Annotated in this window: 17 protein-coding genes; 9 read left to right on the forward strand and 8 right to left on the reverse strand. The window is 44.3% G+C overall.

What is annotated here, in order from left to right:
- Positions 1–6: 6 nt before the first annotated feature.
- Both QUB04_RS12290 and QUB04_RS12295 read left to right on the forward strand, forming a co-directional pair.
- Positions 7–3345: an SbcC/MukB-like Walker B domain-containing protein gene (locus tag QUB04_RS12290; protein ID WP_333284526.1), complete on the forward strand. Its 3339-nt coding sequence runs from the start codon at positions 7–9 to the stop codon at positions 3343–3345.
- 12 nt (positions 3346–3357) lie between these two features.
- Positions 3358–4509, forward strand: a complete 1152-nt coding sequence (locus tag QUB04_RS12295) for a Wadjet anti-phage system protein JetD domain-containing protein (protein WP_333284528.1) — start codon at positions 3358–3360, stop codon at positions 4507–4509.
- Between the two features lie 118 nt (positions 4510–4627).
- On the opposite strand, the gene QUB04_RS12300 is transcribed toward QUB04_RS12295, so the two are convergent.
- The 4 genes from QUB04_RS12300 to QUB04_RS12315 form a co-directional block, all read right to left on the reverse strand.
- Positions 4628–5662, reverse strand: coding sequence for a class I SAM-dependent methyltransferase (locus QUB04_RS12300; RefSeq protein WP_333284530.1), 1035 nt, complete (start codon positions 5660–5662; stop codon positions 4628–4630).
- Between the two features lie 228 nt (positions 5663–5890).
- Positions 5891–6040 (reverse strand): hypothetical protein, encoded by a 150-nt coding sequence (locus QUB04_RS12305; RefSeq protein ID WP_333146267.1) that lies wholly within the window; start codon positions 6038–6040, stop codon positions 5891–5893.
- The gene (gene purN, locus QUB04_RS12310) at positions 6033–6704 is read right to left on the reverse strand and encodes a phosphoribosylglycinamide formyltransferase (RefSeq protein WP_333284532.1); all 672 of its coding nucleotides are present in this window, start codon (positions 6702–6704) and stop codon (positions 6033–6035) included. Before purN ends, QUB04_RS12305 begins: the two co-directional genes overlap by 8 nt.
- Positions 6705–7137: 433 nt before the next feature.
- The gene (locus tag QUB04_RS12315; protein WP_333284534.1) at positions 7138–7713 is read right to left on the reverse strand and encodes a GNAT family protein; all 576 of its coding nucleotides are present in this window, start codon (positions 7711–7713) and stop codon (positions 7138–7140) included.
- Between the two features lie 59 nt (positions 7714–7772).
- Here QUB04_RS12315 and QUB04_RS12320 point away from each other — a divergent pair, with 59 nt between their 5' ends.
- Complete coding sequence (locus QUB04_RS12320) at positions 7773–8663, forward strand: sugar ABC transporter permease (protein WP_333284536.1); 891 nt, start codon at positions 7773–7775, stop codon at positions 8661–8663.
- 280 nt (positions 8664–8943) lie between these two features.
- Here the strand turns inward: QUB04_RS12320 and QUB04_RS12325 are convergent, their stop codons facing one another.
- The gene (locus QUB04_RS12325) at positions 8944–9561 is read right to left on the reverse strand and encodes a DJ-1/PfpI family protein (RefSeq protein WP_333284538.1); all 618 of its coding nucleotides are present in this window, start codon (positions 9559–9561) and stop codon (positions 8944–8946) included.
- 78 nt (positions 9562–9639) lie between these two features.
- On the opposite strand from QUB04_RS12325, the gene QUB04_RS12330 reads away from it, so the two are divergent.
- Positions 9640–10005, forward strand: a complete 366-nt coding sequence (locus QUB04_RS12330) for a hypothetical protein (protein WP_333284540.1) — start codon at positions 9640–9642, stop codon at positions 10003–10005.
- 345 nt (positions 10006–10350) lie between these two features.
- On the opposite strand, the gene QUB04_RS12335 is transcribed toward QUB04_RS12330, so the two are convergent.
- Both QUB04_RS12335 and QUB04_RS12340 read right to left on the reverse strand, forming a co-directional pair.
- A complete protein-coding gene (locus tag QUB04_RS12335; RefSeq protein ID WP_333062195.1) occupies positions 10351–10497 on the reverse strand; it encodes a photosystem I protein PsaX in 147 nt (48 codons plus the stop codon).
- A gap of 610 nt (positions 10498–11107) precedes the next feature.
- On the reverse strand, positions 11108–12097 hold the full coding sequence (locus QUB04_RS12340; protein WP_333284542.1) for a lipoyl synthase: 990 nt from the start codon (positions 12095–12097) through the stop codon (positions 11108–11110).
- A gap of 198 nt (positions 12098–12295) precedes the next feature.
- Here QUB04_RS12340 and QUB04_RS12345 point away from each other — a divergent pair, with 198 nt between their 5' ends.
- Both QUB04_RS12345 and QUB04_RS12350 read left to right on the forward strand, forming a co-directional pair.
- A complete protein-coding gene (locus QUB04_RS12345; protein WP_333284544.1) occupies positions 12296–12847 on the forward strand; it encodes a response regulator in 552 nt (183 codons plus the stop codon).
- Positions 12848–13280: 433 nt separating this feature from the next.
- Positions 13281–14372 carry a PfkB family carbohydrate kinase gene (locus QUB04_RS12350; RefSeq protein ID WP_333284545.1) on the forward strand — a complete coding sequence of 364 codons (1092 nt, stop codon included), beginning with the start codon at positions 13281–13283 and terminating at the stop codon, positions 14370–14372.
- 171 nt (positions 14373–14543) lie between these two features.
- Here QUB04_RS12350 and QUB04_RS12355 read toward each other — a convergent pair whose 3' ends face one another.
- Positions 14544–16298 (reverse strand): CapA family protein, encoded by a 1755-nt coding sequence (locus QUB04_RS12355; RefSeq protein ID WP_333284547.1) that lies wholly within the window; start codon positions 16296–16298, stop codon positions 14544–14546.
- Positions 16299–17315: 1017 nt separating this feature from the next.
- Here QUB04_RS12355 and QUB04_RS12360 point away from each other — a divergent pair.
- From QUB04_RS12360 to map, 3 genes are all read left to right on the forward strand, one after another.
- Complete coding sequence (locus tag QUB04_RS12360) at positions 17316–18503, forward strand: HEAT repeat domain-containing protein (RefSeq protein WP_333284549.1); 1188 nt, start codon at positions 17316–17318, stop codon at positions 18501–18503.
- Positions 18504–18617: 114 nt separating this feature from the next.
- Positions 18618–19694, forward strand: a complete 1077-nt coding sequence (locus QUB04_RS12365; RefSeq protein ID WP_333284551.1) for a glycosyltransferase family 4 protein — start codon at positions 18618–18620, stop codon at positions 19692–19694.
- 43 nt (positions 19695–19737) lie between these two features.
- Positions 19738–20499, forward strand: a complete 762-nt coding sequence (gene map / locus QUB04_RS12370) for a type I methionyl aminopeptidase (RefSeq protein WP_333202335.1) — start codon at positions 19738–19740, stop codon at positions 20497–20499.
- The last annotated feature ends 360 nt before the right edge of the window (positions 20500–20859 follow it).

Here is a 20859-nt window from a genome sequence, read left to right on the forward strand (position 1 = left end):
AATCAAATGCTTGAATTTGAACCAGACAATTCCAAAGCTGGATACCGCTTACATCGGCTTGAAGTATTAAACTGGGGAACTTTTCATCAGGGTACGATCGCCCCCGGCGGTTACACTTCCTTGCTCACGGGGGCTAATGGTTCGGGTAAATCGACGTTGGTTGATGCACTGCTGACATTGCTGGTGCCGAGTATAAAGCGGAATTATAACTTGGCTTCAGGTTCAGAAAAGGGAAAGCGAGATCGAGATGAAAAGACCTATGTACTCGGAGCTTACAGCACAATTAAAAGTGAAGATGACCACAAATCTAAACCGAAGTACCTGCGTACCAAAGATGATTATTCAGTTTTACTCGCTTATTTCTATAACAAAGGATGCGAACAGCACGTCACCTTGGCTCAGGTTTTGTGTGTAAAAGAGAAAGTTGAAAAGTTGTTTGTGGTTGCTGCTGGTGAACTCAGCATCGCCGCACACTTTAATAATTTTGAAAGTTTCCCCGAATTAAAAAAGCAATTAGCGTCTTTATTTCAACCAAAAATAGAAACCTTTGACACATTTGTTGACTACAGCAAACACTTTCGCAAAACCTTTGGTGTGGAATCTGAAAAAGCTTTCGATTTATTCAATCAGACAGTCAGCATCAAAGAAATTGGAGAATTAAATGAGTTTGTGCGCGGTCATATGCTGGACAAAATTAATGTTGAGGAGGAAATACAAAAGCTAAATAAACATTATGAAAATTTAACCTTTTCTCATGAAAAACTGCAGAAAGCAAAGAAACAGGTAGAGATTTTAAAACCGCTAATTGCTGATTCTGACCAGTACGAAAATGTCCAGGGTAATCTGGATGAATTAAAGGAAGTATTGCGAGTAGTCCCTGCCTATTTTGCTCAGCGTAAAATCGGTTTGTTGCAAACAGTAATGGTAGAGAAACAACAGGAACATACTCAAGTCAACCACGATTTAGTAGAAATAAATGGGGCTTTAAAACGCTTGAAAGAGCAAGAGCTAAATTTAAAAGTAGACATTAAAAATGACGATAAAGGACGGCAAATAAAAGATTTAGAACAGGATATTAAGACTTTAGAGGGACAGATATATAATTATATAATAGCAGCCAAAAAATATAATAAAATTGCTGAAGGTATAGGATTTCCAGCTTACAGTGACCGGGATACATTTAATAGTTCTGCAATCCAGGCGGAGGAAAGGCAAAAAACTGTTACCGAAGAAATCACAAAATTAAGAAGTCAACGCGATGAGGAAACAAGTAAGAAGAAACAACGTGAAAATATTTACACTGAGTTAGACAAAGAACTGCAATCTTTAAAACAGCGAAAAAATCAGATTCCCGGTGTAAACGTCCAACTAAGAAAAAAAATATTAACTGCTTTGGAAATTGCTGAGGCGGAAATTGCTGAGGAAGAAATTCCTTTTGTCGGCGAACTGCTGAAGGTAAAGGATGGAGAAGGCGAGTGGGAAGGGGCAATCGAAAAACTGCTGCACAACTTTGGACTGCGACTCCTAGTTCCTGAAAGGCATTACCATAAATTCACTAAATATGTCGATCGAACTAATCTGGGTCGTCGCGTAGTTTATGAGAAACTTTCCACTAAAAATTTACATCAGGAAACTAGAAACTTAGATAAGAATTCCTTGTTTAATAAATTGGACATTAAACCTGATAATGAATATATTACTTGGCTGACTAATGATTTATTAAACACATTTGGTAGCTGCATCTGTTGTGAAGATTTAGATAGGTTCGAGCGGGAGAATTATGCTATTAGAAAAAATGGCTTGATGAAAAAGGGGAATAGACATGAAAAAGACGATCGCCATCGAATCAACGACAAAAGTCAATATATTTTGGGATGGGACAATTCTGAGAAAATCAAGGATTGTGAAGCTAAATTGCAGGAGTGTCAAGCAGAGATTGATATAGTAAAAAAAGCGATAAAGGAGATTGAAACAGCACAAGAAAAGTGCGAGGATCAAAAGAAGCTGCTAGAAAAGTTATTGGAATTCAATAATTTTTCTGCGATCGACTGGAAACCGGATGCTAGCAAGAAGCAGAAGCTAGTAGAGCAAAAGCAGGAGTTAGAGGAAAGTTGCGATCGCCTAAATGACTTGAAAATAAGACTAGCTGCTGTCAGCGCTGACATTCAGACAAAGGAAGCAGATAAAACTAGCGCTGACAAAAAAATTGCGGTTCTCGATCGCGATATCGAGCATTACCAACAACAGAGGGAGGAATGCGACAGGCTATCGACATCATGCACATCCGAAAAGATTCAGACTTATACTCCTAAAATTGAAGATAGTCTCAAAAATCCAAATCTGACGCTCCTCAACATCGATCCTTCGGAAGCTGAAGTAAAGGAGTCTTACCAGAGTCAAATAAACGACGCGAGCAAGTTAACTTCTTCTTTGGAAAGAAGCATTGACAAACAGATGGATAGTTACAAGCGAGAGTATCCCGAAGAAACCACCAATGTTGACGCATCATTAGAAGCGCTTCCTGAGTTCAAAAAGATGCTAGCAAGGATAGAAGGAGATGATTTACCAGCACATGAACAAAAGTTTAAAGAACTGCTAGATCGGCAAATTAGTGACGCTATTTCTAATTTTAATGATCTGTTAGAAGACTGGAAAAGTGAAATAGAACAAAAGATTTACGAGATAAATCAATCCTTAAAAGTGATTGAGTATACAGACTCGACTTATATACAAGTCCAATCGGAAATTAACCGAGACAACCAAATTAAGGAATTTAAAAATCAATTGAAGGTGTTGTGCTATCGTGATGTAGGCGTTGAGCAAACTTCTGAAGCTGACGAAGCTAGCTTTGAAAAAATTAAAGACCTGATCGATCGCCTCAAGTCAGATAAGCGGTGGACAGAAAAAGTCACCGATGTGCGTGAGTGGCTTAATTTCTCAGTCAGCGTTAAAAATAAAGATGACCACACTCAGAAGGAATATTACTCCGATTCATCGGGAAAATCGGGCGGGCAAAAGGCTAAATTAGCCTACACCATTCTAGCGTCAGCTATTGCCCATCAATTCGGATTAGTACAAGATAAAACAAAATCTGAGTCATTTCGTCTTGTGGTCATTGATGAAGCTTTTAGCAAGTTAGATGAAGAAAATGCAAAGTATGCAATGGAGTTATTTAAACAATTAAATCTTCAGCTTCTGGTAGTTACGCCCAAAGACAAAATCTACGTTGTTGAGGATTATGTAGGCTCTGCTTACTATGTTGAAAACAGCCGTGAAGAGAACGACTCCAAGGTTTATAATATATCCCTAGAAAAGCTGCGTCTAAAACAAATGGCTTCCAATTAACTGTGTCTGTTTATGATTACCCCCGAAGAAATCAGAAAAAAAGCCGATCGACTATATATTCCCTTCCTGCAATCCTTGCTCCTGGGAGAACCTTTTTTCCCGCTAGATTGGCCCTGCGGCAAAATTCCCTACGACGACTACCAGGAACTCAAAGAAGCCGTACAGCAACTTCTGAAAGGCTCAAAAGAACACGCTGGCTGCGGGTATCAAGTAGAGCTGATACAGCGGAAAAATCGCAAATACGGTATGCAGTCGCTGCCATCCCGAATTACATTTGAAACAGAGACAGATTATCTCAAATTCCTGAATAAGGAACCTGAAGTTGCTGATTTTAAACAAGTGGTAGCAAGGATTAGAAATGAAATTCCTGATTTGAATATCTGGCTCAATCAAAATCCTCAAAAAGTAATCAATCACTTAGGAAAATGGGAGAATTTATTGCCTGTATGCTTGTATTTTCAGAACCATCCCAAACCTCAGCTTTATATTCGCGAACTACCGATAAATGTTCACACTAAGTTCATCGAACAAAATAAAGGTATTCTAAATGAATTGCTGTCAGCTATCCTGCCAGATGATGCTATTAATCAAGAAGAAAATGATTTTGAAAAGCGATTTGGTTTGCGATATGCTGAGCCATCGGTAACTATCAGAGCTTTGGATCAAAACCTACAGGTGAAGTATGGGATTAGCACCTCGGAGATGAGCATACTCATTTCTGATTTTGAACGTCGCAATCTTCAAGGATACCGCTTTATTATTACTGAGAATCTGATGAATTTTCGCACTTTGCCTGATTTAACCAACAGCTTTGCGCTGTGGGGAAAGGGGTTTAATGTAGCTATTTTAAAAGATGTTGAGTGGCTAAGGAATTGCCCAATAATTTACTGGGGGGATTTGGATGCCCAAGGGTTCCAGATTCTTTCGCAGTTAAGGTCTTATTTTGATCAAACAATTTCTGTTATGATGGATCGAGAAACTTTCGATACATTTCAGGAATCTGCTGTGCCGGGTAAATTGTGCAAGGTTGCTAACTTATTTTACCTGACACCGGAGGAGCATGATTTATTTGCTGATTTATCCAAGCAAACAATTCGTTTAGAACAGGAAAAGATACCGAAGGATTTTGTAATTTGCAGGTTGAATAATTTGACCGATCGGTAATATCGTTTCCGGTGGCATCGGAATCATATATTTGGATGAGCTCGCGTGCTCCCCCCTCGCATTACCTAATTCCGATGCTACCGGAGATAATATAAGCCCACATAAAAGAAACAGCTCTTTACAAGCGTTTAACAAGTATCCACCGCAACTCTAACGGCGGTGTTTGTTTCACAGAAAATAAATCGCGCCCGCTAGCCCAACTGACAAACCAAGGTGTCGGCGGCCACGCCGAGTCAGGCAAATGTTTTTGTTCGTATTCAATCACAGATTCATCAGAAAGAATTTCTAACGGCAAACCCTCTATAGCTGCTTGCAATTCTTGTCTGGTAATCAGATAAGACCAACACAATTCCGACATTTGTTTTGCCATCTCGTCGGGTTCGTACCCATCTACTGCTAAGAAAGCACTGAATAAGATAAACCCGCCGCTTAACACGGCATCGGACATTTTGCCGAGGAAAAGACGAATTTGTTCGGGATAGCGGAAGTGAGAGAGAACTTCGGTAGCAATCGCTAATTTGTACCGATAAGTTTTCATCCTTAATAATGGGTCTAAAACGTCGCCTTGGGTGACATTTATCGGCAAGTTTTCGGCGGTTGCTGCTGCTGATAGTTTCTCGGCAAATATCGGTGTTAGTTCGATCGCATCCACGGAATGACCTAACCTTGCTAAAGGCAGACTATTGCGCCCTGGGCCCGCACCAACATCTAAAATAGGTGCTTTTCCCGGTTCGCCTAATTCGGCGGCAATGGCGATGACTTTGGCATCGGGATGGCTGCCGAATAAAGGTTCGGGGCGAATATCCGGCCAGCTATGATATTTCTGGGCCATTGATTCGACTTGAATCTTGGTATTCAGAGTAATGCCGCCGGCTAAACCGGTTTGGGAATTGGCGGGAAAGTATGAGACTATTAGATTAGCGTGGGGGGAATTTTTGAATCCTTCTGCTAAGGCGTTGGCGATTAATGTTCGCAAGTTTTCAGCTTGGGCAGCGTCGATGTTTTGTCCGAGAATGTTTAAGAAGTCTGACAGTAAGTTAAGATAGTCGTCTAGCATCGATGGCAAGCAAGGCAGATAGAATTCTCCCTTGAGGCCGATGCTCTTTTTCAGCCTTTCTTTCAGAATTAATTTCAGGCGATTCGAGTCTATCATTCGATTTTAGATTTTAGATTTTAGATTTTAGATTGACTCTCGCATTGAATCGGGAACCTAGAACAAGACTCTAAAATTTTGATCTTTGCAGCACTTACAGCATATTCGGTGGTTTATGAAGTACAGTAGAAACCTTAATTGTGTGCTTTTAATCTGTATGGTGCGTCGCTACGAGATATTGGATATAACTTACAGATTGACGGGTGGCGACGCACCTTACACGGGCCATCAGATTATGTGTACCACATATAAATGGAATATGCTGTAAGTCATTCGCAACTCTCCGTTTTTGGGCGGAGTCAGCGGCGGGCCTGTTTCGGGTGATTCGCTGACGGGCAATTTGGGGATAGATGCGGCACTGGTAAGGTTTTTAGTCACAATATTTTTGATTAGATTCGGCAATAAGTGCGATCGCACCGAGCATAATCTTGTGCTCTTGCACCTGAATTCTCGCGTGCAGCGTTTCTGCGGTATCATCAGGCAATACGGGCACCGCAGCCTGCATTAAAATCGGCCCGCTGTCTACTTCTAAACGGGCGATATGCACCGTACATCCGGTGATTTTAACCTTGGCGGCCAGTGCTTGCTCGACGGCGCGAATTCCTGGGAAACTCGGCAGTAAGCTGGGGTGAATGTTAATAACGCGATCGGGAAAAGCATCAAGCAAAACTTTGGTAACAATTCGCATCCAACCCGCCATCACTACCCATTCTACATCATATTCTTGAAAAGTTTTGACAATTTTTGTATCTAATTCTTCGCGGCTTTTGCAGTCGCGGTGATTGAGCAGAATCGAGGGAATGCCGTATTTTTCGGCTCTGGCTGCGGCTTTTGCTTCTGGGTTGTTGTAAATTAATACTGGGATTTGAGCGTTGAGCTTTTTGTTTTGGATGGCTTGGGCAATTACCTCGAAGTTGCTGCCGCTTCCTGATGCTAAAACTCCTAATTTTAATGGAGGATGAGCCGGAGCGAGCGCACTTTTTCCAATCTCAGGAGAAATCAGGCAGGCATGGGAATTAACAGATACGGGATTAGCGGTCATTCGATTTTAGATTTGAGATTTTAGATTTTGGATTGACCCCACGGATAAATTCGGGGGCGTGAGGATTTTAGATTTTAGATTTTGGATTGAGTCCACGGATAAATCACGTGGCGGGTACCATCAAGAAATTATTGGTCATAAAGATAAAAACTATTCACTCGTCTTCTACAATACAGGTAAAGGGTAAGGTGTGCTTCGGCGCACTCTACATGGAGATATTGCGTAAGTCCTAAGTATATTAGTTTTTTTCGCTGACCTGCTGATTCACGGGAGCATCTCATATTTGTAAAAAAACTTCTTCTAGCTCCTTCCTTCTTCCCCCTTCCTTCTTCCTCTTTCCTCCTGCCTTATTCCTCTTTCCTCCTGCCTCCTGCCTCAAAACTCCCATTTCTAGCGGAGGGCTGCTTTCATTGAGATGCTCCCTGATTCAACCCTATTCTACAATATTCTCAAAAAACTCTTCCCTGAGAATCGAATAAAGTTTTAGATCCCAATATCTGTCTTTCACAAATAGGTGCTGTCGCAATACCCCTTCCAATTGCATCCCCACTTTTTCCATCACGCGAGCCGAAGCAATATTGTTAACTTCACATCGAGCCATAATTCGATTCAGCAACATCTCCCGAAAACCGAATTCAATAACTGCATTAACAGCCTCGCTCATGTATCCTTCGCCCCAATATCTCCTAGAAAGTGCGTAGCCAATTTCCGCGCGGCTGTGCGTCATGCTCCATTCCACAAATCCGCAAGTCCCGATAAACTTTTTCTCGGCTTTGTGGACAATCCCCCAATCTACAAGCTCTCGTCTTTTGTACATTTTAGTAAGTGACCTGAGAAAGTATTTAGTGTCTTCGAGCGAGGTGTGAGTTGACCACATTGTGTATTGTGATACTTCGGGATTTGAGGCATACTCAAACATATCGCTCGCATCGTTTAAAGTAATTTTTCTGAGCAGGAGCCTTTCAGTTTCTATAGTGGGTAAATGAGCTAATATATCGAGAAGATTCATTGTGAAATTGACCTATATTGTGATACCATTTAAAACTAAAAGCTAAAATTTACAAGCCAATGGTTCGGATTAAATTTGGGCGTTTTAACTGGTTGGATAATGATGCGATCGCAGCTTGGACTTTCCTGGCCCCAGCTTTGCTGTTTCTGGGTACTTTTTTGATTTGGCCGATCGCCTATTTATTTTACCTCAGCTTTACCAGCGGCAGCTTTACCCAGTCGGGATTGCGTTGGATTGGCTTCAACAACTACTGGCGTCTAGTCACAAACCCGGATTTCTGGCAAATTCTCCAAAATACGCTCTATTTTACTACTGCAACAGTCATTCCCAGTTTAGTGATTCCATTGGGCTTAGCAGTTTTGCTAAATCGCTCGTTTGCTTGGCGAGGAGCTCTCCGCACCGCTTATTTTATTCCTTCGATTACCTCTTTAGTTGCAGTTGGCTTGGGTTGGCGGTGGTTGTTTCAAACCGAAGGCCCGGTGAATAATGCCCTAAGTGCGATCGGTTTAAATCCAATTCCTTGGCTGAGTAGCACAGTTTGGGCAATGCCTGTGATCATTCTGCTCAGTGTTTGGAAACAATTAGGCTTTAATATGGTAGTATTTTTAGCAGGATTGCAAGCAATTCCGGTAAATCGTTACGAAGCCGCAGAATTGGATGGAGCTAATGCTTGGCAGCAATTTTTGTACATCACTTTACCCGGTTTGCGACCGACTTTAGTATTTGCTACTGTCACTACTGCTATTTTTACTCTGCGGAGTTTCGAGCAAGTTTACGTCATCACCGGCGGCGGCCCTTTGAACTCTACTAATTTGCTAGTTTATTATATTTACGAGCAAGCTTTTTCGCAATTTGATTTTGGCTATGCAGCCGCTGCGGCAACTTTCCTGATGGCTGTAGCTTTGATATTAGTCTATTTACAACTAAAAGTTTGGGGCGAAGATACTTGATTAGCTAGGGGTATGGGGTATGGACACGGCAATGCCCCTTGGTGTTAAGTTAACGTCCAAATTTACCAGTATTTTGTCCATCTAATAAGTCTCTCGATCCCCCCTAACCCCCCTTAAGAAGGGGGGAAAAAGAGCGTCAAAGTCCCCCTTCTTAAGGGGGATTTAGGGGGATCTAATTTCGGCTATAAACGAGAGATACAAAGGATTTGAAACTTAAATAGACACTAAGGGTTCATGCCGTGTCCGTACAAATAAAATGTGCAATTAACTAGATTCACCATTACCAATTCCCAATTTTATATTCCATGTGCTCTGCTGTTTGTTCAGCTTGTGCTTTACCCAAAAGTTTGCCGACAACGTGCAAAGACATATCAATTCCCGCAGCAATTCCCCCAGAAGTGATGATTTTGCCATTATCTACAAATCGCTGATTTTCGATAATAGTTGTGTTGGGCGCTAATTTTTTCAATAAATCCAATGCCTGATGGTGGGTAGTTGCTTCCAAACCTTCCAACAAACCAGCTTTTGCCAAAAGCAGCGAACCCGTACAGACAGAAAGCACTAATTCTGCTGTTCGCGCACAATCTTTTATCCAGTTAATAACTGCTGAATTCTCGATTAACTTTCTTGTACCTTGTCCTCCTGGTACAATTAAAATATCCGGTGGCGGACAATCGGAAATGGTGCAGTGGGGATTTACACTCAAACCGTTGCGGGCGTTGACAGCACCGGGATGTTCGGCTACGGTAGAGACTGCAAAAGGTCGTGAAGCGAAGCTATCCCGAAGGGAATCGCCCTTACTTAATTCTGATGTCACCGAAAACACTTCAAAAGGCCCTGCAAAGTCCAGTACCTCGACCTCATCGAACATTAAAATAGCTACGTTCCTACTTGCCATAAGACCTACTTCTGATAGAGGCAAAAAATATCGGCGATTTGTTATCGTAGAACTGGTATAATTTAAATTATTAAAGCTATGCCGAAAAAGATTCGCCATCGCGCCCTAACATTCTGTCTTTTATGTCTGGCTTGCGCCTTAGCAATTACTGTTGCGCCAATTGTCACGCCCGCTCAATCCACAACTCAATTAGAGTTTCGCATTACTCAATTAGAAAGGCAAATTTCTGAACTCAGGGGACAAATCTACAGCTTGCAGAACCAAGGTTCTAGAGTTAACCGGCCTCAGTCTCCTTCCCCTTCAGGTTCTGGTCGCACAAATCCTAGACCGCTGTCGGGAGACCCGATGTTTGACAATTTAGCAACTTTGGCAATTGAAACTAAGCAAGATGTTATTAAAATTCAAGAGCGCTTGTCAAAGCTAGAAGCGTCGAGAAATCGGTAGAGAAGGAAGAAGGAAGAAGGAAGAAGGAAGAAGGAAGAAGGAAGAAGGAAGAAGGAAGAAGGAAGAAGGAAGGCGCGACACGGATACACGGATTAATTATTGAGCAAAAGTCGGGAGTCAGGAGTCAGGAGTCAGGAGTCAGGAGTCAGGAGTCAGGAGTCAGAAGGAAGAGGGAAGAGGGAAGAGGGAAGAAGTCAGTAGTCAGTAGTTATTAGTTAGAAGGATGAAGTCATATTCTCCCACTCTCCCACTCTCCCATTCTCCCACTCTCCCCCTCTCCTTCTCTCCCATTCTCCGACGTTGAGGTCTAGAAAAGCAGGGTCTGCTAAAAGTTAACTTGCAGAACTATTCAATGATATGGAAATAAAAGCCTGCAACCACAAAATTGATTGCTAACAGCAACAGAAACCAGCCTGCGCGAAATGTGTAAGGGAATTTGCCCGTTTTCATCACGGAGTCGGATTTTAATTGGTTCTTGGCTATCTCTGGCATAGGTAAAGCTCCTAATTGATAATGTCACTCTCTTTACAAATAGCAGAGAGCGTCGCACTTATGCACAATCCTCTAGAGTTATTTTTTTTGACACTCCCCTGCCTGAAGGCGAGGGGATTCTTGGTTCTGCGACCTACCTTAAAACTATCTATCCTTGCGGCAGTGTTTAAACCTGGTATCCGTTCAAAAGAACCAAATATCGAGCTTAATTTAGATAGCCTCGCGAGGGTTTGTCTCCCCAAGCTTTCGAGAATTGCTTCTCTTGTTTCTGTGTGCCCCACAGTACATTTTAGACAGTACATTTTAGAAATAAAAAGTTTAGTCTCTGATTTTGGCTTACATTAGTTAGCCCAGCTATGTTTTTCGTGGTTTTCGCTACCCACTAACCATTATTGTTTTCCGACCCGTCGTTTGAGCGTGGTGTCTCATGTGTATCGGCGGTTATTCTACCTGTAGTCTAGTTATTGTACTCTACAATGAACACAATGCAAGAAAGTTCAAGAAAACAATTAACAAAAGTTGATAATTAATTAAAGCCGTCCTAGAAGGACGGGGCTTTATACCCAATTTCTTGGTAACAAGTTTATACCGAGTTGAATTCAAATTAGTTTCAATCGCTCTCTCCGGCGTGGTAGGAACTGCGGACGAGAGGCCCCGATCGCACGCGCTCAAACCCCATCTCCCGCGCGATCGACCCGAAACGGTCAAATTCGGCCGGCGTCCAGTATTTACGCACTGGGAGGTGCTCTAGAGATGGTCTCATGTATTGACCGAGGGTGAGCCGATCGCACTTGGCGTCCCGCAAATCAATCATCGCTTCGACTATCTCGGCTTCGGTTTCCCCGTGCCCCAACATCAAACCGGATTTTGTGGGAATAGTTGGGTCATATTGCTTAACAATACGCAGAACGTCGATCGATCGATCGTACTTGGCCCCCCTCCGCACCGGCCCTTGCAACCGACGCACCGTCTCAATATTGTGGTTGTAACAAGCAGGTTTAGCCTCCACCACCGTGCGAATTCGCTGTCGCTGCAACTCATCGAGGCCGGAATTCTCCCCGTCGGGGGCGGGCACGGGGAGGGCGGGCACGGGGACACCGCCCCTACCTGTTCCCCCCCAAAAATCCGGCGTCAGTACCTCAACTTCAGTATGCGGGTTGAGAATGCGGATTTGGGCGATCGTCCTGGCAAACCAACCCGCACCCCCATCCGGCAAATCATCCCGCGCCACCGAAGTCAGCACCGCATAGCGCAAACCCAACAACTGCACAGCCTCGGCCACCTTTTGCGGTTCCTCCGGGTCTAGCGGCATCGGAGAATGACCTTTATCTACTTGACAAAAAGCACAAGCGCGGGTGCAAGTCGGCCCCATCAACAAAAAAGTCGCCGTTTTTTGCGCGTAGCACTCGCCCCGGTTGGGACATCTCCCCTCCTCACAAATCGTGTGAATTTGCCGCTGTTTGATAATTTTTTGCACTTGGGAAAGTTCGCTAGCTTTGCCAACGGGCCTACGCAACCACTCCGGCATCGCCTCGATTTCACCCCGCATTTGGGCGACAACTGCTTTGACAGTAGGAGTTTTAGGAGTTTGGGGGGACATAAAATTAAGTGGCGATTGAGTTAATTCCTTCGATCGTATCCGAAATCAAAGCCCCTGAACTTGTAGGAGTACCACCCGAAATCAGGATCGCCCCCAGGTGCAACAAAACTAAACTCGCCCAGAATTATGGGTAGAATTCTGTTAGGGATATACTGAAGGTTGCAAATCATCACTCATTCATTACTGAAGGAGTCAGTCGTGGCTGGTCAAAAAATCTTGGTAATCGATGACAGTAAAGTCATCCGCCTCCGAGTCCGAGAGATGTTGCCTCAGGGTAACTTTGAAATTCTAGAAGCAAAAGACGGCGAAGAGGGACTCAAACTGATCCGTCAAGCCCGGCCAAATCTAATTATGTTAGATTTCCTACTGCCCAAAGTCAGCGGTTGGGAAGTGTATCAAAAAGTGCAAGCCCATCCTGAGCTTTCTAAGATACCTTTGGTGATCATGTCGGGCCGCGAAGAAGAGGTGATGGAAAAAATTCCGAAACCCTTTGAGAAGCATTTTTTTGCATTCATCGCCAAACCGTTTGAGAAGAAGCAGCTAACTGAGGCAATCAAATCGGCGATGGTACTGGCCAAAAAGAAACCAGTGCCGGAAGCCCCAGCAGCCCCCGCTGCATCCACTTCTGGAGCGGGCGCCGCCGAAATTCAAGCGATGACTCAGCAAATGGCGAAAATGCAAGCGGAAATTGATGCACTCAAAAAACAAATGACTCAGGTGATTACGATCATCAAGCAGAAATTGAAATAATTCTGCAGTTTTTTGAAGGCACTTATGTAGAAGGAAACTTCCACACCGTGAAACTTTCAGTTGAGTCTCAATGGCTGCGATTTTATCCGCATTTTTTTGCCAAATTGTTTGAGCGAGTGCGATCGCCAATAGCCTGCAACTGGTTTCTCAAAACCCCAGTGAGAAAATCAATTAAAAGTTAAAAAAAAAACAAGGGAGGAAATTAATTATTAATTAATATTAGGATTTTTAATGGGAGCATCTCATATGTGTAAAAACACTTCTTCTGGCTCCTTTCTTCTTCCTCTTTGCTCCTGCCTCCTGCCTCCTGCCTCCTGCCTCGGACCTCAAAACTCCAATTTCTAGCTGGGCTGCTTTCATAGAGATGCTCCCTTTTTAATTCCCGCTCGTTCCACACTCAATTATCAACTCCTCAGTCTCATTTTTTTGGTTAATGACTAACGACTATTCCGATTTTTTGCCTCAACTGCGTGCCTCAACTGAGCAATTATTGAAAAGATTAGACTGCTTCGATCAAGCGCAGGTATTAGCGATCGGAGATTTGACCTTGGACGAGTTTCTTACCGGACAAGTAGAGCGAATTTCCCGCGAAGCACCTGTGTTGATTTTGCGCTACGAAAATACTCAGCAAGTACCCGGAGGTGGCGCAAATGCTGTCTATAATTTAGCCAAACTGGGAGGCAAAGTAAAAGTTGCTGGTTTGGTGGGAAAAGACGACCAGGGAAAGGCTTTGTGCGGTATTTTTGAGGCGGCGGGAATTGATACGGGTGGGATTTTAATAGATTCGCAGCGTCCAACTGTCACCAAAACTCGAATTTCCGGGCACGCGCGGCAGTCGGTGACTCAGCAAATTGTTCGAGTCGATCGCAAATCCGACGAGTTGCCGGATTTAGATTTGCAGTTGCAATTGGCAGACTACATCCGGCAGCAAATACCGACAGTAGATGCCGTGGTTTGTTCCGACTACGGCGACGGAGTTTGGACGAATTTGGCGATCGAATCGGCAGTGGTTCCCGGCAAAACAATTGTAGACGCTCAAATAAATTTGCAGCGATATTCGGGAGCAATGTTATTTACTCCGAACTTGCCCGAAGCCGAGCAAGCCGTCGGATATGCTATTAAAAACCCTCAAACTTTAATGCAAGCAGGACGCGATTTATTGAACTTAACTCAAGCTCAAAAAATCCTGATTACTCGCGGCGAAGAAGGGATGACTTTGTTTGAAAGGGCCTACGGCGAAGAAATCAAAAATTCACCCCCTCCAACATCCATTTGTGAAAAGGGGGAATTTGCCATTCAAAGTTGGGACATTCCCCCTTTTAACAAGACTGATGTATTCGACGTAACCGGTGCTGGAGATACAGTTGTAGCAGCAATGACTTTAGCTTTGTGCGTCGGTGCATCCGGTTGGGAAGCGGCAGTTTTGGGCAATTTGGCGGCTAGTATAGTCGTGCGTCAATTCGGTACGGCAACGACGACTGCAGACGAAATGAAAGAAGCTTTGAAAGCAATAATTGATGACTAATTATTGGTAATGGGGAATCGGGAATTGGGAATGGGGAATGGGGAATTGGTTATTAGTTATTGGTTATTTGTGATTAGTTATTGGTTATGGGTTATTGATTATTAGTTACTCGTTACCCATGCCCCATGCCCCATGCCCCATGCCCCATGCCCCATGCCCAATTCCCAATAACTACTTACTCTTTTTCAAAATTTGTCCCTTGTCATCAATTGTCAAACCGCTATTGGGAAAATCGCTCTTGGTCAAACGGTCAATCAACCCCACAGTCCTAAAATTGTTATCAACAGCCGGCACACCTCGCCCGTCAAGTTGAATGGGGATAATCTTACCAGAAACAAAATCCCCTTGCGGAGTCATTTTCACATCCAAAATTAGAGATTTACCGAGTGCTCCGGCTGTGGACAAAGTGCGATAACCCAAAAAATTGCCCAGCGAATAAGCAACCAATTTCCCTTTATAAAGTTCCATAGCTCTGGGAACGTGCGGGCCATGTCCCAAAATCAAATCCGCTCCCGCATCAATCATCGTCCGCGAAAACAAAACCATATTTCCCCGGTTTTCTCCGTAAAAAAACTCAGTTTTATTTCTCACATTGATAGCTCCCGTTCCTTCAGCTCCAGCATGAACTGATATCACTACAATATCAGCCTTTTCCTTAGCTTTTTTGACAACTTCTGCTCCCGCTTTCAGTTCCAGCAAGGAATTGTGAACGTCGCCGTAGTTGCTGAAACCGATAAAGGCAAAATTCACACCCTTGACATTTTTATAAACAATTTGATCTCTTTTGCCAACAGCCTTCATGCCATTGCTGTCGATGTTTTTAATCGTGTCCTTAAATCCTTGCTCGTTAAAATCGTAAGAGTGATTGTTGGCAATACTCAAAATATCAAAACCAACATCTTTGAAAATTTTGGCATAACTCGGAGGCGTCCGAAAGGCAAACAGCATTCGTCCGCCGCCGGCTTTGGAACTGTAAGGATAATCGGTCATCGTGCTTTCAAAATTGCCAAACAGAATATCAGCTCCTTTGAGGTACGGTTTTACCGACTCTAATAACATCTCTTTTTTTGCCGGCAGTTTGTTGTAGGGATAATTTGTGCCGGGGATCATGTCACCAACTGCTTTGATGCTGACAGTGGCGGGCACAATGGCAGGTTTTTTGGCAGCCGGGGAGGGCGATTTTGCAGCGGGAAGGGGTTTGGCTGCGGGTGCAGGCGCGGGTGTCGAGCTCACTTCTTGTACCGCAGGCTTTGACGTTAGAGGGTTATTAGTAGCGGTGGTTGAGGATTTGTAAAGTTGAGAAGCCAGCACAAAGCCGGATATCGGTACGAGAATTAGACTCAGAGCAGCGACTGACAGCCCAAATTTCTTAGTTTTAGTGTCTGCTAATTCGGGCTGCGGTGATGGCTTTTGCTGCCTTTGGTTTGGGGGTTTTGTCGTTGGGATTTTAGGGGGTTGGGGCGCAGATTTTTCTGGTGTTTGAGGGGGCGCAGTTGTGACATTTTGGGTTTTTTCTAGCTTGGGCAAAGTCACAGGAATTGGAGAAGCGGGTAAACTAGCGGCTACTGCTTCACTCGCAGCTACTGCTGCATTCACGGCAACTAATGCACTCACGGGTGCGGAAGTCAAGCGTTTTTTTAATTCTACCGTCTGACTCCAAGCTGGCAATTGCTGGCTGCCGCGCCGCCCGTAAACTGTCACTGAGTAAAGGTTATTGGGTTGCAGCCGCTGCAAACCTTTGACTGCGACTCGGAGACAGGCTTCTTCTGCGGGTAAATGTTCTGCTTCCAGCAGCAGGTGCAGGGTGTCATTTTCCCGGCTGGCTTTAGCCGTGACGCCGAAGCTTTGGAGTGCTTGGCCGATCAGAAATGCGATCGCCCTGGCATCGCCTTCTTTTGCTAAATTTAAAATATCTTGTTGGCTCACAAACGCCTCTACTCTCACACTAGAAATTTAGCTCGATCTTATATCAAATTTGGCGGCACAGCATTAAATACCGATTGATTTAACTTAAGTAAGTGGGTACAAATAAACAGAACGTTGGCAGAGGGCGCCTGCGTGAAAGGGTATACTCGCTCTCACTATAGCTCCTAACTAAATCCGACCCTGCTTTTACCAAGATATAGCAATCCTTGCAGGAGTCGTAAATTTTTGACCCCACCCCAACCCTCCCCTTATCAAGGGGAGGGAGTAAGAAATTTACAAATGATTTAGGATGGCTATAGTATGATTTTTGGCGCTTGCTAGCTGAATACAATATTTCCTAACGGTTATCTTAGCCGATCGCCCAAACACTTCTATCCGGCATAATTGCCCCCTTCAACTTAACATCGGTCAAATCAGCGATCTCTTTATTACAGCATTTTGGGTAAATAAAACTGGTTTGTGAGCGTCGAGAGTGCGTCCTGGAATGTACTGAAAATATGCGGTTTAGCAGCGAAGAATTAACGAAAAAACCGAGTTTATCGTTACGAGTGCCAATGCCCCTGTCCCACTTCCGCTGAAATTCACACAAAAACGATCGACCCGTCGGCTCGGAAGCTTGTTAAACTTTTGGTCATGCCACGTTATTCGTAAAAAATCGACAGCTAGCCACAATCGTCTGCTAACGCCCCCGCAGTGCTGCGCTGCAGGGCCTGCACTGCACACTGCACGTAGGTGAGATTAGCTGCAATCAACTTTCGGGATGCCGCTGCTAAAGTCGCGGCCGCCGATGTAGTTGTTCGTTTTAAACTAATTAAACTAATTATTTAAAGGAGTTGCACGTCAATGACACAATTGTGCTTATAATATCTGGCTCGGTGCCCTCTCAAACCAGGGTTTTTCGCTAGTCTGGTGCTATTTGTAAGTTAGTTAAGCCCATAGCAGCTAGGATCGAGCTAACTCAAGGTTAAACTAAAGCTCGTCATGCGGCGTTGCCTCTCAAAACCCGGATTGAGTCTTATGGCGCATTACCGCTCCTCTGTATGTTTGTTCACCTGCATTGCCTGTCTGGGCGCTGTGTTCAGTCCAAGTGCCGACGGAGGGCATCAGGTACTCACTGCCTCTGCGCGTGCTGTTTCCCAAGAAATTGCTCAGGCGAACTCTCCCCCGGACGATCGCCAAGATTCCAAGCCTCCAAAACCGTCTCCAGCGCCCGATAAAAACAAATCTCAGCCGTCCAAAAGGTCCAAATCTAATTCTAAGATCCCGAAATCGGTATCCAATTTGCTCGTCATTTTGTCTCGTCAGCGGGGGTTCTTAATGTTGGGTTTGGCAGCAGTTGTCGTCACGGCAGCGGCAGTATTTATCATGCTCAAATTAGTTAGCAGTGACGAGCCAAATTATTCTAAGCGAAGACGGGGAAGATTTGATCGCCACAACCAAAGAAACTCTCAATTTACTAATCCCGATTCTCCTAAAAACTCGCACCAAAGTAGGCCGCGAGAGAATTCTTCTGGAGGACAATCGCTGTCAGCCTTCCCCGACCCTTTTGGTTTGCAAAAAAACTACAGTATCGAGAGCAGCGCTCGACCTTCTCTCCCGGAATCCGGGGAACCCGAATCCCAGGATGCAGCATTCGAGGGCGATCGAATTAATTCCGACACCTCCCCCTTGGAAACTCACAGCAACGGATACAGCAACACAGGTTTCAACATTCCCGAAACAACTAATCAAACCGATTCCCTAGCGAAGAAGAAAGGTATTGCCCTTCCCGAAACGGATGGTAGACCTAAAGTTGATATTATTGAAGCACTGATTGAAGATTTGCAGCACCTAAATCCGGCTTTGAGGCGCAAAGCAATTTGGGAACTCGGCCAGCGGGGAGATTCCAGAGCAGTTGAGCCGTTGCTCGATTTGCTAGCAAATTCCGACTCGAGCCAGTACAGTTTAATTTTGGCAAGTCTCTCGGAAATTGGCATTCGCACTCTCAAACCCATGAATAATGCCTGGTCAATTTCGCTGCAAAATGAAAATCCCGAAGTGCGTAAAAATGCGATTCGCGACTTGACGCGGATTTACGAATTGGTGAATCAAATCAGTTACTTGTTGCACCGTGCGACAGACGATCCAGATCCAGAAGTTCAGGAAACTGCTCGCTGGGCCATCAATCAGTTGAACCGCCTCCGTCCGCGTTCTGGGATGGATTGATAAGTCTAGCAATTTTCAAGGGATTTTAGATTTTAGATTTTAGAGGGGAGAATTTATAAGTTAGATTATGTTAGAATTAGTGACTAATGACTAATGACTAATGACTAATGACTAATGACTACTGACTATTTGAAAATATTGTTGCTCTCCACTTCTGTCGGTCAACTCGGTTCGGGTTTGGGCGGCGGAGTCGAACTTATAGTCCTTAACATCGCTAAAGAATTGCACCGCCGAGGTCATAAAATAGCGGTTGTAGCGCCGATAGGTTCAGTCTTAGAATCAATTCCTGTAATCGAAATAACGGGTGATTTGCAAGTAACCGCCCAAACACAAGATTACAATGATCCTATTGTGATGCCCGCAGATTCTGTGCTGGCGAATATGTGGGAATATGCTCGCCAAGTTCAGGATGAATGGGATGTCATTGTTAATTTTGCCTACGATTGGCTGCCGTTTTATTTGACACCTTTTTTTAGGACTCCGATCGCACATTTGATCAGCATGGGCTCCCTTTCCGCAGCCCTCGATCGCATTGCCGGACAAACCGCCCTCCAGTTTCCTGGTACGATCGGAGTTCACACCGCTTCTCAAGCCAAAACATTCGCCTTTGCCGATGAATGTCAGTTGTTGGGAAGCGGCATTGATTTATCGCTGTACGAATTTTGCAACAAACCGCAGTCTAAATTAGCTTGGCTTGGTCGCATCGCCCCGGAAAAAGCCTTAGAAGATGCAGTGGCGGCAGCGAAAATTACAGGCATTCCCCTGAAAATTATGGGCAAAATGCAAGATGAGGATTATTGGCAAAAAATTTGTGCAGATTACCCGGATGCTCCGGTAGAATATTTAGGGTTTCTGACAACAACCCAAATGCAAGAGCAAGTCCGTCAGTGCCAAGCATTGTTGATGACACCACGTTGGGTGGAAGCTTTCGGAAATGTCGCGATCGAGGCTTTAGCGTGCGGTGTGCCTGTGATTGCTTACGAGCGCGGGGGACCTGCCGAAATTGTTAGAGACGGACTGACGGGCTTTTTAGTGGAGCCTGATAGTGTAAATGGCTTGGTAGGTGCGATCGCCCGCTTAGACCAAATTGACCGCAGCGCTTGCCGCCGACAAGCAGAGGTAGAATACTCTTTGGGAGCTTTGGGCGATCGTTTTGAACACTGGTTCAAATCTATTCTAAAATTGAGTTAAATAAACTCTTAATCGACCACAAAAAAGAAAACAGAAAAAAACTATGGCAACCGAACGTTTAGTGCTTTTATCCAGTAGAGAAATCGAAAAAATGCGCCAAGCCGGCCGTTTAGCTGCCGAACTTCTGCTACATCTCGAACCGATGGTAAAACCGGGTGTCAGCACTCTCGAAATTAACGACGAAGCCGAACGCTGGACTTTGGCACACGGAGCAAAAAGCGCTCCGCTAGGCTATAAAGGATTTCCAAAATCTCTGTGTGCTAGCGTCAATGAAGTAGTCTGTCACGGCATCCCGAATGCTAAACAAATCCTGAGAGAAGGGGACATTATTAATATTGATGTAACACCTTTAGTTGATGGTTATCATGGCGATACTTCCAAGACTTTTTTTGTCGGGAAACCTTCACCGGTAGCGAAAAAGTTAGTTGAAGTAACTGAGGAATGTTTAAGAAGAGGAATTGCGGAAGTCAAGCCCGGTGCTCGTACCGGTGACATCGGTGCAGCGATTCAAGAATATGCTGAAGCACAGGGTTTTTCGGTAGTGCGAAATTTTGCGGGACACGGCGTTCACCGCGTTTTTCACACCGAACCAGAAATTTTGCACTACGGTAAGCGGGGCACGGGGAAGAAGCTCAGACAAGGCATGGTTTTTACGATCGAGCCGATGATTAATGAGGGTACTTGGGAAGTGGAAATTTTGGCTGATGGTTGGACATCTATCACCAAGGATGGAAAGCTTTCGGCTCAATTCGAGCACACTCTGGCTGTGACTGATTCTGGTGTGGAAATTCTGACTTTGCCTTAGCAATCATTAACAAACAATCTGAAAAACTCCTAAGCTGTCGCGCATTTAAATTGTATATTCAGGGCGGGCGGGACACCCCACAAGACTTTTATTTTTTTTTGACATACAATTTAAATGCCGCAACAGCTTAAATCAATAATCAACCATATCCCGTAGGGGCGGGTTTCACAGACAATATCTAACGATTATCAACAATCTAGATAAACCCGCCCCGCCACAACCGATAACCTACATTAACCTGAAATTTGCATCGAATCCGAAAAGGTAGGTTTGTATTTATGGGTGGGTGGGGGCGGGTTTTCGAGATGGTCTGTTTCAGTCAGAAATTGTCTGTAAAACCCGCCCCTACGGAATTATGAT

The sequence above is a fragment of the Microcoleus sp. D2_18a_B4 genome (assembly GCF_036702475.1).
In the GTDB taxonomy this organism is placed as follows: domain Bacteria; phylum Cyanobacteriota; class Cyanobacteriia; order Cyanobacteriales; family Microcoleaceae; genus Microcoleus.

Coding starts and splice junctions, on each gene's coding strand:
- QUB04_RS12300 (WP_333284530.1), bottom strand. CDS start 5,662: ATGATAGACTCGAATCGCCTGAAATTAATTCTGAAAGAAAGGCTGAAA.
- QUB04_RS12320 (WP_333284536.1), top strand. CDS start 7,773: ATGGTTCGGATTAAATTTGGGCGTTTTAACTGGTTGGATAATGATGCG.
- map (WP_333202335.1), top strand. CDS start 19,738: ATGGCAACCGAACGTTTAGTGCTTTTATCCAGTAGAGAAATCGAAAAA.
- QUB04_RS12335 (WP_333062195.1), bottom strand. CDS start 10,497: ATGCCAGAGATAGCCAAGAACCAATTAAAATCCGACTCCGTGATGAAA.
- QUB04_RS12360 (WP_333284549.1), top strand. CDS start 17,316: ATGGCGCATTACCGCTCCTCTGTATGTTTGTTCACCTGCATTGCCTGT.
- QUB04_RS12330 (WP_333284540.1), top strand. CDS start 9,640: ATGCCGAAAAAGATTCGCCATCGCGCCCTAACATTCTGTCTTTTATGT.
- QUB04_RS12290 (WP_333284526.1), top strand. CDS start 7: ATGCTTGAATTTGAACCAGACAATTCCAAAGCTGGATACCGCTTACAT.
- QUB04_RS12365 (WP_333284551.1), top strand. CDS start 18,618: ATGACTACTGACTATTTGAAAATATTGTTGCTCTCCACTTCTGTCGGT.
- QUB04_RS12340 (WP_333284542.1), bottom strand. CDS start 12,097: ATGTCCCCCCAAACTCCTAAAACTCCTACTGTCAAAGCAGTTGTCGCC.
- purN (WP_333284532.1), bottom strand. CDS start 6,704: ATGACCGCTAATCCCGTATCTGTTAATTCCCATGCCTGCCTGATTTCT.
- QUB04_RS12315 (WP_333284534.1), bottom strand. CDS start 7,713: ATGAATCTTCTCGATATATTAGCTCATTTACCCACTATAGAAACTGAA.
- QUB04_RS12295 (WP_333284528.1), top strand. CDS start 3,358: ATGATTACCCCCGAAGAAATCAGAAAAAAAGCCGATCGACTATATATT.
- QUB04_RS12325 (WP_333284538.1), bottom strand. CDS start 9,561: ATGGCAAGTAGGAACGTAGCTATTTTAATGTTCGATGAGGTCGAGGTA.
- QUB04_RS12350 (WP_333284545.1), top strand. CDS start 13,281: ATGACTAACGACTATTCCGATTTTTTGCCTCAACTGCGTGCCTCAACT.